Source organism: Gluconobacter morbifer G707 (genome assembly GCF_000234355.1).
GTDB classification, from domain to species: domain Bacteria; phylum Pseudomonadota; class Alphaproteobacteria; order Acetobacterales; family Acetobacteraceae; genus Gluconobacter; species Gluconobacter morbifer.
The window spans coordinates 26,180-44,395 of record NZ_AGQV01000004.1 but is presented as its reverse complement, the minus strand read 5'-3'; the positions used below and the strand labels follow the sequence as shown (position 1 = coordinate 44,395).

Sequence of the window (18,216 nt, the reverse complement as noted above, 5' to 3'; positions counted from 1 at the left end):
GAACAGGGCGGAAGACCTGCACCACGTCTTCCGCCCCGCTGTTCAGACGATCAGGATTCGAACACTTTCGAGATGGCCGCCTGTGCTTCCTTTTGGATGGCATGGAGGTGTTCCACGCTTTTGAAGCTCTCAGCATAGATCTTGTACACGTCTTCCGTGCCGGACGGGCGGGCCGCGAACCAGCCGTTTTCGGTCACAACCTTGAGGCCGCCGATGGGCGCGTCATTGCCGGGCGCACGGGTCAGCTTGCTGATGATCTTTTCCCCGGCCAGCGTTTCCAGCGGAAACTGCTCCGGGGTCAGCTTGCTGAGCTTGGCTTTCTGCTCCGGCGTGGCCGCGGCATCGATGCGCTCATAATAGGGCGTGCCGAGACGGGCGATGATCTCATGGTAATGGGCGCTGGGGTTCTTCCCGGTTCTGGCCGTGATTTCCGCTGCCAGCAGGCCAAGGATGATGCCGTCCTTGTCCGTCGTCCAGACGGTCCCGTCACGCCGCAGGAATGTCGCCCCCGCGCTTTCTTCGCCGCCAAAACCCAGTGTCCCGTTCAGCAGGCCCGACACGAACCATTTCAGCCCGACCGGCACCTCGACCAGCTTGCGCCCCAGTTCTTTCGCCACCCGGTCAATCAGCCCACTGCTCACGACCGTCTTGCCAACGCCCAGATCCGGGTTCCACTGCGGACGGTTCTGGAACAGATAGGAAATCGCGACTGATAGATAATGATTCGGGTTCATCAGGCCGTCCGGCATGGCGACGATGCCGTGCCGGTCTGCATCCGTATCATTGGCGAACGCCACGTCGAAACGGTCGCCCATACTGATCAGTCGCGCCATGGCCGAAGGAGAGGAACAGTCCATGCGGATCTGACCGTCCCAGTCAGCGGTCATGAAGGAAAAGGTCGGGTCCACTACGTCACTGACGATGGTACCGTTCAGGCCATATTTCTCGAAAATCGGCTTCCAGTACGAAACGGCCGCGCCGCCCAGTGGATCGATGCCGATTTTTACACCGGCATCGCGGATGGCCTTCATGTCGATGACGGAATCCAGATCATCCACATAGGGTGTGACGAAATCATATCCCTGGATGCAGGAGGCTTTCCGCGCCTCATCATAAGGCAGGCGTTTAACATCCTTCAGGCCGTCTGCCAGAAAGCCGTTGGCCATGTCCTGAATGGTCTTGGTGATGGCCGTATCCGCTGGGCCGCCAGTCGTCGGATTGTATTTGAATCCGCCATCGGCCGGTGGATTATGGGACGGCGTGATGACAACGCCATCCGCCAGTCCGGTCTTGCGCCCCTTGTTGTAGGTCAGGATGGCGTGGGAAATGACGGGCGTGGGCGTATAGCCGTCATGGGCGTCAATGCGTGCGTCGATGCCGTGAGCCGCGAAAACCTCAATGGCGGATTTCTGTGCCGGTTCGGACAGGGCATGGGAGTCCCGGCCAATGAAGATCGGTCCGTCAATTCCCTTTGCCTTGCGGTAGCGGCAGATGGCTTCGCAAATCGCCAGAATATGGTTTTCATTGAAACTGGTATGCAGTGCCGAGCCCCGGTGACCGGACGTTCCGAACGAGACGCGCTGGGTCGGGATCGAGACATCCGGCCTGCGGTCATAATAGGCGGCGATCAGCGCCGGGATGTCAGTCAGTTGGGAGGGGGGGAGTGTCTTGCCAGCCAGTGGGCTAAGGTGAGCCATTGCTTCAAAAATCCTTGCATCTCCGTGAGGTCTCGGCAGTAACGCACGAACACCGCTTTGGCTTAGAAAAACACGTATTCAGCCTTCTGCCCAGAGTGCGGCAGTTTCAGATGTCGTTCTCAGGCCTTGGCTGGTCGGTCCCGCTGCAGATAATTGCCAATGGCGTCGGCAGCCCGCTGCGATGCGCCGAAAAGGGGTGCCCCGAACGTTTCGCGGAAAAGCTTTTCCTGAAGGGGCCTGTAATGGGCGTGACGCTCGGGCGCGCGGGTAATGGCGTCCATGATGTCTTTAGGATCTTCCACCACGTCGCCCAGTGTCCAGTGAAGGAAATGGGGATTGTCCCGCCACGGGAGCTTCCGGGGATTGAGGAACACGCAGGGCCGGGGGATGGCCAGGAATTCATAGACCTGACTGCTGACGTCACCAACGTAAATGGCGGCCTGCGAGGTGTATGTCATGTCCAGCATGGCGGATGAGCCGGTATCCACGAAAATCCCACTTTTCGCCTGCCGTTTCAGGAAATGCGACCGGAGGCCAAATCCCTTGTGAAACATCTTGATATGCGGAGCGATCACCAGATTCCAGGTATCCTGCTGTCTGAAACCACGGGTGATTTCTTTCGTACAGGCGCGATACGAGGTCAGTTTCCGCTGGTAATGGGGATTATAAAGGACAAAGGGGCGCTTGTCTGAAAACAGGGGGGTAGGATTTTTACCCAGAGCATCGAAGACATCGAACTTGGGATAACCGACCACACTGTAATGTCCCTCCCGGAGAAGGCCATTCTCTCTGAAATACTGCTCCACCTTGGGGCCTGGTAGGAGCGTCAGGTCAAAGTCGCGGACAAGATGTTCGTCATTGACGTATCGGTCCCCTGCACCGTGCATCAGAAGGATTAGCTCCGGACCGGAGAGCCCCATCTTCTTGAGCAGTCCTGCGGTATATTCGGTTGCCACGATGGCATCGTACCGGTTCAGTTCAGGAATATTTTCCTGCAGGACGAGTTCACGCTCCTGATCCAGCCGCTTCAGTCTTGAGAGAAGGCGGGCTTTCGGGGATTTGCTGAACTGGCGCAAGGGGAGGGGAGGCTCGTGAAGGGCCTGACGGATCCGGGAAAGATGGGCGACGGTTTCTGAAAAGCTGTAATATTCAGTTACAGTAAAGCCGGGGATATGTGAAAGAGCACTGGCTACAGACGCTGTATGATAGCATTGGTAGGGTTCTGCAATATAAATAAAGGCGATATTCATGATCGGTTTTTCTTGTTTTGAAATGCGATCTTCTTTTCTTTTGAAATCAGGCGCATCTTGAAGTCTCTGTCATGAAAATGTCACATACTGTAATGCCTCGGGATAACGTGACCTGACTGTCTGTCAAGGCAGATGCCTGCGACGAAGCATGTCTGCCCGGGAGGGATGCCGACTATAGACACCCTGCGGGCTTTGTGGTCAGAAGACCCGCATGTCAGGTGAGACCTCTGTTTTCAGATCAATCTTCCGAAATACGAGCATGCTCACCCTTGGCCGTGTGGCCAATGCATTGTGCAGCTTCATTTATATTGCGTTTGCAGTCAGGACCCTCGGGCTACCCGGTTTCGGGTTGCTGATCCTGATTCATTCCCTGGCCACGACTGCATCCATGTTGTCACGGATGCAGTCGTGGCAGACGCTGATCCGTTTTGGTAGCGAAGCTTTCAACGGGAATGACACCGACCTGCTTCGGCAGGTCATTCATTTCTGCATCCGGCTTGATGGACTTTCGGCGGCCTTTTCCGTTGTCTTCGGGCTGATTGCTGTCCAGATCTATGGCAGTACGGCCCATTGGTCGGGGCATGTCCGCTTTCTGGCGGACCTCTATATCTTCGCCAGCCCTCTGATGTATACGGGATGGGCCATAGGCGTTCTGCGCATGGCGGGGAAATTCCATCTCGTTCCCCTGATCGATAGCTGCGCCGCCCTTGTCCGGACGGCTGGTGTTCTGATCGGATATGTCCTGCATCTGAAGCTGGGCTATTTTCTCGCGGTCTGGGCTGCGACCCTGTTCATGGATTACAGCCTCTATATGCAGGCGGCCTTCCGGATCCTGCGTGGGAAATTCAGGCTGCGGTATTTTCAGGCCTTCCGGCACTGGACGTGGCAGCTTCCCGGGATGTGGCAGTTCACGAGAGCCGCCAGCATCAACCAGACGCTGGGTGCCATTTCCGGCAATGTCGCCACGCTTCTTGTGGGCAACGGCCTAGGGCCGGCGGAAGCAGCCGTTTTCCGGGTCTGTCGCCAGATCGCGGATGGCATCGTGACGCCAGCGCAGCTTATTTCTCCTGTCCTCTATCCTGAACTCGTCAAAATGCGCGATCAGCAGAACTGGAAGGGACTGAAACAGGTAACGTGGCGCGTTTTCGGGATACTGGGCGGCATTTCCCTGGTCCTGCTTCTGGTGGCCGCGCTGCTGGGATCGAAGATTTTCGCCCTGATGCTCCACGTCCATGTCCCGCACACGTCTCTCTATATTTCCATCATGCTGGTTGCGGCAATTTTCAGCCTTCTGGTCATTCCGCTCGAACCTCTGCTGATTGTGGTCGGGCATGTCCGCTTCCTGATGACCAGTCGATCAGTCGTTACTTTCATCTATTTCCCCAGCATCTATGTCCTGACGCTTCTTTTCGGTCTCGCTGGGGCCTGCTTTACGACAGCGCTCTGCAATGCCGCTATTCTGTTCTCCCGTCTGCTAGGCGTATGGATGTTTTCCGGTCGGATCGGAGAGGCAGATGATGCCCGGTCTCAGTCCGAAGACACTGCCTCCTGATCTGATCGGCATCGCCAGTCTGTGTGGCCTGCGTGCAAGGATAAAATTTTTCGCGACATGTTTCGCTGAAATATTCGGTCAATCTCTTTGGGCGAGAGCATGGGGTATGATACGGGGCGGCAATGGATACGAGGGGTGTCCCGGACAGCGAATATCGCGCCTTTTGAATAGAGTAGCAGCCAGGGAAGGCATAAATTGAAAAAGCAGTACCTCTCCAGAACAGTTTCATCCCGTAAATCGCTTTTTCTGATGAGCTGCCTTGCCGGTCTGGGCTCTACCAGTATCAGCAAGATTGCTTCAGCCCGGACTTCTAATTCCTCCCAGGCGCATGTCACGCATCATCACGCATCATCAGGCCATGGGTCTGCCGCTGCGCCACATGTGGCGGGTACAGTTTCTATGTCCCGCAAAAAGTCGCCAAGCTCTATTGATTCCCATTCCGACGAGCATGTCGTCGTGTCAAATTCGCCCAATAGCCGGAGCCGTGGTGGCGGCATGATGCGGGTGGAGACGGCGCCCTACGCTATCCAGACGGTTTCAAAAGCTTATATCGAAGCCAAAAGCCCGACGAGCACGGCTCTCGACCTGATCAAGAACCTTCCAAGTGTCAGTATTTCCACAACCGACACATCCGGTCTTCAGGGCGGACAGATCCAGAACCGGGGTCTGACAGATTCGGATATGGGTCTTCTTTTGGATGGTGCTCCCGCCCAGAACGCGACCTATCTGGCCGAAGATATTGATTCCGAAAATCTCGACAGTGTCAGTATCCTTCCAGGATCGTCTCCCATTGATGTCGCCACAACCTCTGCAGCTGGTGGTGTCATGAACGAAACATCCCATGACCCGTCGCACAAATTCGGTGGCATGATGGATTTTTCGTACGGAACCAACAACCTGTCGCGCGAATTCATTCGTCTTGAATCCGGCAATATTGCGAATTCCGGCGTCCGCAGTTTTTTCTCCTTTTCCAATACACATGCGCGCTCCTGGATGGGCGCAGGTATCAACCAGCGTCGTCATATCGATTTCGGCATCCGCAAGGACTGGAGCAACGGGTCTTTCGCGAAAGTTTTCCTATCCTGGAACAACGAAGATTTCGTCGTCAACAACTATGCGAACCAGTCCGAATTCTATGCCTATAAGCATAACGGTACCGGTTATGGCTGGAAAGGAGAGTACGATCCTGTCGGGAACCAGTACTGGAAAAACAATATCGATCACTGGAATGAGTTCTTTCTGACGGCGCCTATCCATGTCGTCCTGACGCGCAAGCTCGTCTTTGACCTGAAGCCATATTACAACTGGGGTCAGGGTTGGGATGGAGAAGCCGGTGGGAATGCCAGTGCCGGTCAGTACACTTACGCTAGCGGTCAGTCAGTGGCGGCTGGGGCTCCTCTGACCAGCTATTATCAGGCCAATGGTGCGCTCAATGTCGGTGCTGTCGCCAAACTTGGCTATGACATTGATGCACATAACTATTTCGAGATCGGGTACTGGTACCAGAACACAGATTCAACCGTTCATTTCCCCTTAAGTGTAACAACGGCCAACGGAGCCAATCCAAGCCCGAACAACGGCGCCTATCAGGTCTATTCCAAAGGTACACGTGATTATCCCGGAAGTCGGACCGGATCGGAGACGCACTCCCTTTTCCTTCAGGAAACGGCGAAATATTTCAATGACCGCCTGATCATGAATGCCGGCTTCAAATATATCATGTCCAATCTCTGGTACATGACCTATCCGGGGCGCGCCCAGATGGGCGAAAACCTGACGGCGCCGCTGCCACATTTCTCGGTCAGCTACAACATCAACACCCATAACCAGATCTACATCAACGCCGAAGGAGATTTCCGTCAGCCGAGCGCATCTGCTCTGACCAATACGAAGCTGACTGGAACATTCCCGAAAAATCAGTATTCCATCAAGGAAGAACTGGGATACCGGTATCATGATCAGTATATCGTTGCTGATCTTGATCTGTTCAATTACAATATCACGAACCGCTTGCTCTCGACATATGTCGGTGACAACCAGTCCGGTGTGGTCAATGCTGGCAACCAGACAGTACGCGGCTTCGACGTCATGCTTGCCGCACAGCCGATTCACGGCTTCAGTCCTTATGTTTCGTTCGAATATCTGAATGCCCGGATGGACACCAACATTGCGGCTTCAGACATTGAGGGAAATCTGTCCGCTTTCCGAACGAAGGGCAAGCAGGCCCCAATGGCGCCACATGTACTGGCCAATTTTGGTCTGACCTACACATATAAAGGTTTTTTCGCAAACGGAACGGTTCACTATACAGGCCCGCAATCTGTCACCCTGGCCGGCGATCAGCGTATTCCTGGTTATGTAACGGATACCCTATCTCTCGGGTATCACTTCAAGCCTTTCCTCTTTGCAAAGTCGCCTACGTTTCGTCTGAACTTCACCAACCTCACGGGGTCCATCGTCCGGACTGGTGCTGTTGGTGTGGGAACAAATATGCGTTCCGTTCTCCTGATGAATGGCAACATGTCCAAAACAGGCAGCGGAGCCCAGTTTTATGTTGAACCCCGTTTCAGTATGACAGGAACGGTTTCGACGTCATTCTGATCTTTATTTGGAACGTATTTTTAAAAAGGGTAGCCTTAGGGTTGCCCTTTTTTAGTCGGAGACAGAACTCGTGACCAGCATATGAGAGATGCTGGAAGCATAAAGAGGCAGGACGATTGGAACCAATGATCCAATCGAGAGCAAACTCGCGTTGTTCTGACCCGTATCCAGAAGCGCCCTCCAAGGCCATGACAGTTCTTTCTGTCTTGGTCCGCAAAGGAGTGGAGTTTATTTCGAACAGGTTGAAGCCTGGATCACGTGGAGGCAGGAGCATCATCTGTGCTTCCTGTGTGTGCAATAGTCTTTCGCTTTGAGAGGCAACCGGATTGTCCAGTACGACCATATTGAAATGGATCTGTCCGTTCAGGTGATTTTTTTGGTTGAACGTCCATAGGACTGAGCATATCCGTTCTTTTGAATACGAATATCCTGCTCTATGCCTGCCTAGAACAAAATGTTGGAAAAATGCGTGTTGCGGAAGATATCTTGGCCATGCGGACTGCCATATCTCGGTTCAGTCCCTGAACAAGATGACTAATACGCTGCGGCGCAAGACAAAACTATCCCTTGAAGACATAGGAGAACTGGTCGCAGACATCAGCAGTCTGACAACGGTGCATGACCTGACCACGAATGTTTGTGCACGTGGATGGGCCATTATCCGTCGGTGTAGCTTGCAGACTTATGACAGCATGATTTTGGCAATGTGTCATTAAGAATTATATAGAAACGATTATATCGAAAGACATGCAGGATGGTCTGTCCGTATTCGATATGATCGTTCTCCGGAACCCGTTCGTGCCGTTGCAAGCTGCCAGATAAGCCAAAAATTCTCCGAGCATTTCGTGACTAGCGTTCTGGTACAATCCAGCGTGTTTTTGAGGGGCGTAGCGCCCCTCATATTATCTCAAGAGGGTGCAAACCCCTGCACACCGACCTGAAGTGTGAAAAGAGATCCCGCCGCGCACATAAAGAGATGGTCACGTTTTGGACCACCAAAGGTCAGGTTGGAGCAGCCTTGAGGGAGTCTGATTCGTCCAATCAGTTTTCCTGCCGGATTGAAAACCATCACGCCGCACAAGCCGAGAGGGCCGGAGGCTCCACACCACAGATTTCCAAAAACGTCTATGCGGATGCCGTCCGGGTTCATCTGTGCGCCATTGAGCTGCATATTGGTGAAAATACGCCCATTGCTCAGGACGCTGCCATTAACATCATAAACGTGAATGGCCTGGTCTCCTCCAACTGTCTGACCGGGACCCTTGGGTGTGGAAACGAGATAGAGCTTTTTATAGTCCGTTGAAAAACACAGGCCGTTCGGGTCACGAAGGTCTTTTTCTGGAAGGACAGATGTGAGCGTTCCGTCTGGAGCAATTCGAAACACATTGTCAGCCTGACGCTTTGTGCCACCAATTTCGCCAATGAGTTCGCGCCCGATATTCCAGCGAATTTTTCCGTCCGGATTTGTCGGTCCTCCCGGTGCGTCAGGATGGCCTTCGGTCAGGTTCGTGCCGTAGCCTGGGTCGGTGAACCAGACACTTCCATCTGGATGGGGTACGACATCATTGGGAGAGTTCAGGCCTTGTCCATTATATCGGTCGGCAAGAACTTTGACGCTTCCATCATGTTCCCAACGGACCACACGTCGGAAAAAGTCCTCGCAGACAATGAGGCGTCCCGTGAAATCGAAACAGTTACCGTTTGCAGCATAACTGTCAGGACGAAAGTCTGAAATCTCGCCTGTTTCCCATGTATAGCGCAGGGCACGGGAACGGATGTCGTCGTTTAAAACCAGAAAGCGCCCTTCGTTACTCCAGGCCGGGCCTTCCAGCCAGCCACCCTGGTCCCATACGCGACGGATGGGAGATGCAAAATAGGTCAGGTCTTTAAAGGACGGGTCGAGAGTGATGACATCCGGGTCCGGCACATAGCTGGGGCCTGCCTGTGTTCCCCATGCCCGTGGGGGCTGACTGACGACACTCGGTGGTGAAACGCTTCCGGGGACACTGGCGGCTCGGGTACTGCTGAGCCCCAGGATGGAAGCCCCAGCAACGCCAGTTAGAACGCTGCGTCGGGTGAGGCATTTTTCGGGCCGGGCTGGTGTGTGAAACGAAAGATGGTCAGTCATGAAATTTTCCTCAGATCACCCGAGTATTTTCATGAATTACTGCATAGAGAGAAATCACCATCGCGTAATCGCAAGAATATATCAGAATATGCATGCCGATATTTTTGGAAGAGCATGTTTCCGGATTTCTTTTTCAAACGAATTTACCGAGACCGATGTTTTCACTAGGATGAAATCAAATAATTTTCATTTCCCTTCTGTACGGTTTCAAAATTCGGTTTTTTGAATTGCTATTCTGTTTTCTGAGACATTTCTGCCTTGCTCAGAAGTGTAGCGTGGTTATCTACGAGACAGTCGGCAAGGAGGACTCCCCTGTTGACCTCCACAGAACAAGACGTCCGGCCATGCCTGATAACCGAGAAGCACCTTCTGGCCGCCCTGATCGGCTGCATCGAACGCTGTAAGAAGGTTCTTCTTGAAATCGTCTCCAGAAATAGTCTCTCTCCCGGAGCCTAGCTAGAGCGTCAACCTTGCTCTTCACGTCATCACCACTCCACAGAACTCTGTCTATCTCCGCGTATATCACCACAGCCCTGGACCTCGCAGTCCGGCGGTTCTGTGTTTTCAGTGAAATCGAGAACTCTGTTTGCCCGAGCGAATCACGCAGGCCACGAGGGACAGCCCTGCGAAAATGATATGTTTTGCCTATCTTTTTGAGCACTCATCGTGTCCGGTGTTGTACAGAAAATGGACAACTTGTTGGACAAGTGCCCATTTTCCGTTCTGAGCCCGGCGGTCAAAGACAATGATTTCAATGAGTTGCTGGTGCGAGCTGCGGGACTCGAACCTAGTGTTGCGGGATGCGCCCCACAGCCAACCACTTGAAAAGATGTCGAAAAACCCGACGCTAGTCTTTCCATGACCAAATCTAAGCCCATTCTCTGGCAAACATTCTGGTAAGGCAAGCCTCTCTTGAGAGAGGATTTTTCTTGCAGAGCGACGGATATCTAAAATAGGTATATGTTTATCCATCAGGGGAGGGCGTCATGCAGGTCTCAAAATGGGGAAACAGCCTTGCGGTTCGTATTCCCGCCCATATCGTCAGGCAGCTTGGCTTGCAGGAAGGCGACAATGTTGAGGCGGTCTTTTCTCGTCTCAAAAGCCATGAAGAGGCTTTGCAGTCTCTGAAAACGATAGGCCGTAAATTACCCAAGGACTTTCGCTTTGAGCGTCCTCAGGACTGAGCATGTCCATTTTTCTCGATACCAATATCCTGCTCTATGCCTGCATGGAGCAGGACCTAGAGAAAACGCGCATTGCCGTGGCGCTTCTAAGCCAATCGGACTGTCATATCTCGGTTCAGTCCCTGAACGAGATGACCAATACGCTGCGCCGTAAGACGGAACTGTCTTTGGATGATATCGGGGAACTTGTTTCTGACATCAGAAGTCTGACCACGGTGCATGACCTGACAATAGGCGTTTATGCACGAGGTTGGGCGATTGTGCGCCGCTATGGCTTGCAGACCTATGACAGCATGATCCTAGCCTGTGCCATTGAAAACGGCCTCGAAACAGTTCTGTCAGAAGATATGCAGGATGGTCTGTCAGTGTTCGATATGACCGTTATCCGGAACCCGTTTGCGCCTGCACAGGCTGCCGGATAAGCTAGAAATTCTCTGGGCATTTACGGCCCAGCGTATTTTTGGGAGAGCGTAGGGTCCCTCATATTATCTCAAGAGGGTGCAAACCCCTGCACACCGACCTGAAGTGTGAAAAGAGATCCCGCCGCGCACATAAAGAGATGGTCACGTTTTGGACCACCAAAGGTCAGGTTGGAGCAGCCTTGAGGGAGTCTGATTCGTCCAATCAGTTTTCCTGCCGGATTGAAAACCATCACGCCGCACAAGCCGAGAGGGCCGGAGGCTCCACACCACAGATTTCCAAAAACGTCTATGCGGATGCCGTCCGGGTTCATCTGTGCGCCATTGAGCTGCATATTGGTGAAAATACGCCCATTGCTCAGGACGCTGCCATTAACATCATAAACGTGAATGGCCTGGTCTCCTCCAACTGTCTGACCGGGACCCTTGGGTGTGGAAACGAGATAGAGCTTTTTATAGTCCGTTGAAAAACACAGGCCGTTCGGGTCACGAAGGTCTTTTTCTGGAAGGACAGATGTGAGCGTTCCGTCTGGAGCAATTCGAAACACATTGTCAGCCTGACGCTTTGTGCCACCAATTTCGCCAATGAGTTCGCGCCCGATATTCCAGCGAATTTTTCCGTCCGGATTTGTCGGTCCTCCCGGTGCGTCAGGATGGCCTTCGGTCAGGTTCGTGCCGTAGCCTGGGTCGGTGAACCAGACACTTCCATCTGGATGGGGTACGACATCATTGGGAGAGTTCAGGCCTTGTCCATTATATCGGTCGGCAAGAACTTTGACGCTTCCATCATGTTCCCAACGGACCACACGTCGGAAAAAGTCCTCGCAGACAATGAGGCGTCCCGTGAAATCGAAACAGTTACCGTTTGCAGCATAACTGTCAGGACGAAAGTCTGAAATCTCGCCTGTTTCCCATGTATAGCGCAGGGCACGGGAACGGATGACGTCGTTTAAAACCAGAAAGCGCCCTTCGTTACTCCAGGCCGGGCCTTCCAGCCAGCCACCCTGGTCCCATACGCGACGGATGGGAGATGCAAAATAGGTCAGGTCTTTAAAGGACGGGTCGAGAGTGATGACATCCGGGTCCGGCACATAGCTGGGGCCTGCCTGTGTTCCCCATGCCCGTGGGGGCTGACTGACGACGCTTGGAGGTGAAACGCTGCCTGGAACACTGGCGGCTCGGACACTGCTGAATCCCAGAAGGGAAATTCCTGCGACACCGCTTAGAACGCTGCGTCGCGTGAGGTATTTTTCGGATTGGGTTGGTGCCTGAAGCGAAAGGTGGTCAGTCATGAAATTTTCCTCGGGTCATCCGTGTATTTTCATGAATTGCGGCGCAGAGAGAAATCAACATCGCGTAATTAAAAGAAAATATCACTATGGGTATTTCAATATTTTTGAAGGGAGTGATTTCCGAACTTCATTTTTTAATAAAAATCAGGAGAACGAGGCATTGGCTCGAGTGAAATAAAATAATTACAATTTTCTTCTCTCTTATTCTGAAATCCGGTTCTTGAATTGCTATCCTGTTCTATGAGCCCTTCTGTCCTGAGCCAGCAGTGTCGAACGGCTACCCAAGGGTAACCATTCGACAGCTGGCAAGGGGGAATGCTTCCCCCGTTGACCCCCAGACCAGGACGCCCCGCCATGCCTGAGATCCCATCCTTATCCCGTGCCCGATCTTCTCGTCTGTCTGTCCGAGCCTCGCCTGACGAGCTGGAATGCTGGAGCAGAACCGCCCAAATCCTCGGTCATGCGACGACTGCTGACTGGGTCCGTACTCTGTTGCAGGACGCGGTCCTGTCGCATCGTTGCGGCGGAACGGTCAATCGTGAACTCCGTCAGTTGCGGGGAGAGCTGGGACGGATTGGTAACAACCTGAACCAGCTCGCTCATGCAGCTCATCTCGGCGACGCCGTCGCCTGTGGTGACACGTTGCAGGACATTGACCGCCTGAAGGACCGGACCGACATCCTTCTGCGCAGTCTGCGTTCCGGTCGGCCCCGTCGGCTTCGATCTGCTTCCCTTCCTGTCATGCACTGAACCGGTGATCAGGTCTTCGCAGGTGCGACGCCATGATTGTGCAGGAAAGCCGGATCAAAACCAGGAGTGGGCATCAGGCCGTTTCACGACATGTCCTGTCTGGCGCGAAGAATGAAGCCATCCGGCTGATGATCGGGAGTGACTATCTCCTGAAAGACTGGATGAAGGAAGCACGGCGGGAAAACATCCGGTACGGCCTGCGTCATATCGCCTTCAATCCGTCCGAACCGATGAGCGATGATCAGCTCGCCCACTTCGCCCATGAGATCTGCACGGAACTGGGGGCTGATCCCGCCCGCCTGACACTGGTGATCCATCAGAAAGAGGGCAGTACGCATGGTCACCTGCTTCTGCCCGAATGGCAGGACGATCATGTTCTCAGCAGCCGATTTACATGGCAGCGACTGGAAAAGGTGGCACGGCTGGAAGAACTGCGGCGGGGCCATGACCTCGTCCCCGGACGTCATGACCGGGCTATTGCCAAGGCTCTGAGAGAGGCTGGAAATCCTGAAGCAGCGGACAGGATTGCTTCCCTGGCTCCTGAAAAACATTCAGAACGTCCAGTCTCGGCCTATACCTCGCAGGCCCGGAGGATGACGGAGCGGCATGACTTCGATCTGGCTGCCGCCAGACGCGAGATCCTGGCGTTCTGGGAGAAGTCCGGGAATGACCTGAAAACATTCCGCCGCTTGCTGAGCACGAAGAACTGGCACATGCGGCCGGGAGACCGCACGGACCGGCGACGGGAGGCGCATGTCATCGAGACAGACGATGGCATGCTGATCGGGTCATTCACACGGCTGACGAAAGTCCGCATGAAGGATTTTCGTCTTCTGCTGGAAGAAGAGGCTTCCAAACCATCACCTGTGGATCTTCGACCCGTCGTCAAACGCCTGGAACGACGCGAAACCCGGCACCAGCAGCGGGAGGAGCGGAAACGGGAAAACGAAGACCTGATCTGGGCTCCGCCAGCTCCACTGTCTGTACTGGACCGGCAAAGGCTCCACGACCATGCACAGAGGGAAGTGGACGCTCTCCGAAAGCGCCTGCCGTCCATCGGCTCCCCTCGGCACCCCAAACAGTTCAGTGAAGGGTTCCAGATCTATCTGCAAGACTGGAGACAGGAGATGCAGGCTGCCCGAACTGTCCTGAATGCCCGACATCCACTGGAACGGCGCTACGGGCCGGAAAGTCCTCTGGATATCCAGACCGAATGCATCCTTCGGATGATGAGAGACGGATGGGTCAAACTGAAGCAGGCCAATCAGGCCGTTGCTCAGGCGCGACAGAGACTGGATGAACTGGGAGCCCGGAAAAGCCTGTTCTTTCGGAAGAGCAGGATTTCTGCGGCGGAGGAGCAGTATCGTCAGGCCTTGGCGCAGCTGGCCGAGATCCTGCGCTATCTCGTGCAGTTCATTCTGTATCACCTGGGACTGAGTAGTCAGAAGCCTGACCCACTCCAGATCCCGGTTCCCATGGAACGGGAAGCGACATGGCAGGACTATCTGCAAGACCAACGCGAGTTGCTCCAGACACTGCTGGATGAGAAAACCCGTCGCGTCTGGATCAAGGATCTCTGCCGGGAAGCGGCGCACAGGCGGGCGCATGTTATTGCACAATGGCATGCGGATCGCGTCCCGGACTGTGATCAGGCGCAGCAGACCGTTGCTCGGCTTGAGCGACTGGCGCGGCTTTCACGCCAGCTTCCCGAAGATATCCGCTTTGCGGTCAGAGATCTGAAACGGCAGGGGCAGTTCCAGAGGGCTCTGAGGGAACTGGATCGCTTTTACGACAGGAACACTCCTGTCTCTCCGCCGTCCGATCATCGTCCTGACATCAATCGGTCGCTTCAACCCATGGCGTTACAGGAGGTGGCTTCCCGTAGGTCCTCTCCATCTCCATAGGAAATGAGTAAGCATTCGACTGCTTTCGCCTCATGTCGGACCTCAGTACAAATTTTGGGAAAGCCAAAAAGCGGACATGAAAACTGTCTCATCTGATTGGTCGGCTCGGTAAGTCCCAACTGCCTTTAAAATTGCTGATGCCGGAGCAGACAGATCCATGCCTTGTGTAAGATGGGTGAACCGCCGATGCGTTGTGCCGGCCGTTTCAAGGGAAGCGACAAACAGTAAAATCTTATGATGAGATTTAGATCAACAAAATTGAGCGTCCACAAAAAGGGATTTAAATCTTTTATCTCAGCCTGTGACCTACATCTCGTCGGGTTGCAAATTGTTTGTTACAGTTGATCTCAAATTCTTCTGCTGTCTGGATTATCCGGTTTGATGCAACACGACTTTTTCCTCCATCCCGTCGTCAACTCCCCTTATGGATATCCGGCGCATCACTGGGCACTGGACGAACATGGGCAGCCTACAGGAACCCTTGTAGAATCACGGCGAGCAGCGGAATTCGTTACGCCGGTTCCCAAACCCAAGAAAACCAAGGCGACCGCAGCTCAAGCCAATCTGGTCTACACAGATGCGGATGGGCTTTCTTCCGAAGCACAGGAATATAATCATAGTCGCCTTATCAACCAAGTGCGTTCTGCCGTAGATGCTTGGCGGCAGCTTCCCAACCCAGACCAGTGGGGCGTTACGCCAGAAACCGCACGCCTGCTTCGATATTGGCGGCACCACGATTTTAGTGGAATCAAGCCGTTCTTTTGCCAGATCGAGGCGGTCGAAACAGCAATCTGGCTGACTGAAGTTGCGCCCAAACTGGGCCGTAGAGGCACGCAGTTTGTCGAACATCTAAAACAGGCGAACGAGGGCGCTAATCCTGGGCTCTCTCGGCTTGCGCTCAAGCTTGCTACTGGTGCCGGCAAGACGACCGTCATGGCTCTACTGATCGCGTGGCAAACCGTGAATGCCGTCCGTCATCCAGGGAGCAAACTGTTTTCATCAGGCTTCCTGATCGTGGCCCCTGGCATCACAATCAAGGATCGGCTGCGTGTCCTGCTCCCCAATGATCCAGACAGCTATTACCGTTCGCGCGAAATCGTTCCGCTCGACATGATGCCGGACGTGATGAAGGCCCGGATAGTCATTACTAACTATCACGCCTTCAAGTTGCGCGAACGACTGGATATTGCGAAAGGTACACGGACGGTTCTGGAAGGCTGGCGGGAAGAGACCGTCCAGACGCTGGAAACGGAAGGCCAGATGCTCCAGCGCGTCATGCCCGAACTGATGGGTCTCAAACGTGTCGTCGTGCTCAATGATGAAGCACATCACTGCTATCGCGAGAAGCCGACAACGGATGAGGAAGGGGCACTCAAAGGCGACGACAAGGTAGAAGCCGATGAGAACAACAAGGCTGCCCGGCTTTGGCTCTCCGGCCTTGAGATCGTGCAGCGTAAGCTTGGCATCGCAACGATCTTCGATCTCTCCGCAACGCCATTCTTTCTGCGCGGCTCAGGGTATGCAGAAGGCACACTCTTCCCGTGGACGATGAGTGATTTTTCCCTCATGGACGCCATCGAATGCGGGATCGTAAAACTGCCCCGCGTCCCGATTTCCGACAACGTGCCCGGTAGCCGGATGCCGTTGCTGCGCAATCTGTGGGATAATATCGGCAAGGATATGCCCAAGAAAGGGCGCGGCAGCAGCGCTGTGGCTGACCCAGAAAAACTGCCGCATCTACTCTATGACGCGCTCGACGCGCTTTATGGACATTACCGTCAGGTTTTTGAAATCTGGGAGCAGCAGGGCATTGACGTGCCGCCGGTCTTCATCGTCGTCTGCAACAACACGACGACTTCCGAACTTGTCTATAAATACATCTCCGGCTGGAGCGAGACCAGCGAAGACGGCACCGAAACCGTCGTAAACACAGGGCATTTCCCACTCTTCGCTAATTACGACGAAAATCATCAGCGTCATTCCCGCCCGCGTACCATCCTGATTGACAGCGCCCAGCTTGAATCCGGGGAAGCTCTCGATTCCGGCTTCCGCGCCGCTGCATCCGACGAGATCGAACGATTCCGCCGCGACATTGCTGAACGTGAAGGCAACCCGCAGGCCACAGCCAAAATTGATGACGCGACGCTGTTGCGCGAAGTCATGAACACCGTTGGCAAGTCCGGCAAACTGGGCGCGCAGATCCGTTGTGTCGTCTCCGTCTCTATGCTTACCGAAGGGTGGGATGCGAACACCGTCACGCATATTCTTGGCGTCCGTGCCTTTGGCACACAACTCCTGTGCGAACAGGTCGTCGGTCGCGCCCTGCGCCGCCAGTCCTATGAGCTGAATGCAGAGGGCTTGCTGAATCCCGAATACGCCGACATCCTTGGCATCCCGTTCGACTTTACAGCAAAGCCCGTCGTTTCAGTCCCGGCCACCCCAAAACCTACCACGCATGTTCATGCTGTGCGTCCAGACCGAGATGCTCTGGAAATCGTCTTTCCCCGCGTCGCTGCTTACCGCACTGAATTGCCTGACAAGAAGGTCATAGCGCGGTTCACTTCGGACTCCACGCTGGAGCTGACACCGGACCTTGTTGGTCCGACAAACACCGAGAATGCGGGCATTATCGGCGAGAGCAACAACCTCACGCTCGCGGACATGAAAGATGCACGCGCCTCCACCATTATCTTCAAGCTCGCGACATACCTCATCACCCGCACCTATCGCGATGCCGGAGAAGATCCGCCGTTGCATCTCTTTGGCCCAATTCGCCGGATTGTCCGGGAATGGATAGACAACCACCTCGTCTGCAAAGGTGGGACCTATCCTGCACTTTTGCTTCGACCAGATATCGCGGAACGGGCAGCAGAGAAAATCAAGAACGCTATTACTTACGCCAATATTGGAGAAAAGCCGGTCATCGTCGTGCCCGATCCTTTCGCGCCGATCGGTTCATCGGCCGATGTGAGTTTCGTTACGACAAAGACGACATGGAAAACCGATCCAAAGAAAAGTCATATCAACGTGGTCGTTTGCGACAGCGACTGGGAAGCCGAGTTCTGCCGTGTGGTGGAGAAGAACCCGCACGTTCTGGCCTATGTAAAGAATCAGGGACTTGGTTTCGAAGTGCCTTACAATGATGGCCATGTTTCCCGCCATTACCGGCCGGACTTCATCGTCCGCATTGATGACGGAGAGGTCGAGCCAGTCAGTCTCGTCGTCGAAATCAAGGGATATCGAAAAGAAGACGCAAAGGCCAAGGCCGAGACAATGCGCACGCTATGGATTCCTGGAGTGAACCACCTTGGAACCTGTGGACGCTGGGCTTTTGAGGAATTCAAAGACGTTTTCGAGATCGAAGACAAATTCAATGAACTGGTGGATCGCCTGCGCGCCGCCCCCCAAACAACAAAGACGACAGAAGCGGCGTAAGAGA

The 18,216-nt window shown here is 54.1% G+C and carries 12 protein-coding genes; 7 read left to right on the top strand and 5 right to left on the bottom strand.

The features are described 5' to 3' along the window. Positions 1-50 precede the first annotated feature (50 nt). Together pgm and GMO_RS07120 are read right to left on the bottom strand one after the other, a co-directional pair. Positions 51-1,697: a phosphoglucomutase (alpha-D-glucose-1,6-bisphosphate-dependent) gene (pgm, locus tag GMO_RS07125; RefSeq protein ID WP_008851654.1), complete on the bottom strand. Its 1,647-nt coding sequence runs from the start codon at positions 1,695-1,697 to the stop codon at positions 51-53. Positions 1,698-1,816: 119 nt separating this feature from the next. Beyond that, positions 1,817-2,947, bottom strand: coding sequence for a CDP-glycerol glycerophosphotransferase family protein (locus tag GMO_RS07120; protein WP_008851653.1), 1,131 nt, complete (start codon positions 2,945-2,947; stop codon positions 1,817-1,819). A 259-nt stretch (positions 2,948-3,206) separates the two neighbouring features. On the opposite strand from GMO_RS07120, the gene GMO_RS07115 reads away from it, so the two are divergent. Further along, positions 3,207-4,499, top strand: coding sequence for a lipopolysaccharide biosynthesis protein (locus tag GMO_RS07115; protein WP_008851652.1), 1,293 nt, complete (start codon positions 3,207-3,209; stop codon positions 4,497-4,499). Positions 4,500-4,994: 495 nt separating this feature from the next. Then, positions 4,995-7,100 (top strand): TonB-dependent receptor, encoded by a 2,106-nt coding sequence (locus GMO_RS07110; protein WP_008851651.1) that lies wholly within the window; start codon positions 4,995-4,997, stop codon positions 7,098-7,100. Positions 7,101-8,007: 907 nt separating this feature from the next. Here the strand turns inward: GMO_RS07110 and GMO_RS07105 are convergent. Together GMO_RS07105 and GMO_RS14970 are read right to left on the bottom strand one after the other, a co-directional pair. Continuing rightward, the gene (locus tag GMO_RS07105) at positions 8,008-9,228 is read right to left on the bottom strand and encodes an SMP-30/gluconolactonase/LRE family protein (RefSeq protein WP_008851650.1); all 1,221 of its coding nucleotides are present in this window, start codon (positions 9,226-9,228) and stop codon (positions 8,008-8,010) included. Positions 9,229-9,511: 283 nt separating this feature from the next. After that, complete coding sequence (locus tag GMO_RS14970) at positions 9,512-9,889, bottom strand: DUF6538 domain-containing protein (RefSeq protein WP_408734796.1); 378 nt, start codon at positions 9,887-9,889, stop codon at positions 9,512-9,514. 325 nt (positions 9,890-10,214) lie between these two features. On the opposite strand from GMO_RS14970, the gene GMO_RS07100 reads away from it, so the two are divergent. Continuing rightward, complete coding sequence (locus tag GMO_RS07100) at positions 10,215-10,412, top strand: AbrB/MazE/SpoVT family DNA-binding domain-containing protein (protein ID WP_008851648.1); 198 nt, start codon at positions 10,215-10,217, stop codon at positions 10,410-10,412. A gap of 2 nt (positions 10,413-10,414) precedes the next feature. Continuing rightward, on the top strand, positions 10,415-10,834 hold the full coding sequence (locus GMO_RS07095; protein WP_008851647.1) for a PIN domain-containing protein: 420 nt from the start codon (positions 10,415-10,417) through the stop codon (positions 10,832-10,834). A 68-nt stretch (positions 10,835-10,902) separates the two neighbouring features. Here the strand turns inward: GMO_RS07095 and GMO_RS07090 are convergent, their stop codons facing one another. Then, positions 10,903-12,123 (bottom strand): SMP-30/gluconolactonase/LRE family protein, encoded by a 1,221-nt coding sequence (locus tag GMO_RS07090; protein ID WP_008851646.1) that lies wholly within the window; start codon positions 12,121-12,123, stop codon positions 10,903-10,905. 354 nt (positions 12,124-12,477) lie between these two features. Between GMO_RS07090 and GMO_RS07085 the strand changes: the two genes are divergently transcribed. The 3 genes from GMO_RS07085 (at position 12,478) to GMO_RS07075 (ending at position 18,212) form a co-directional block, all read left to right on the top strand. Next, positions 12,478-12,873 (top strand): plasmid mobilization protein, encoded by a 396-nt coding sequence (locus GMO_RS07085; protein WP_040508583.1) that lies wholly within the window; start codon positions 12,478-12,480, stop codon positions 12,871-12,873. A 32-nt stretch (positions 12,874-12,905) separates the two neighbouring features. Continuing rightward, positions 12,906-14,777, top strand: a complete 1,872-nt coding sequence (locus GMO_RS14705) for a hypothetical protein (RefSeq protein ID WP_008851644.1) — start codon at positions 12,906-12,908, stop codon at positions 14,775-14,777. Positions 14,778-15,158: 381 nt separating this feature from the next. Beyond that, positions 15,159-18,212 (top strand): BPTD_3080 family restriction endonuclease, encoded by a 3,054-nt coding sequence (locus tag GMO_RS07075; RefSeq protein ID WP_040508580.1) that lies wholly within the window; start codon positions 15,159-15,161, stop codon positions 18,210-18,212. Positions 18,213-18,216: the final 4 nt, after the last annotated feature.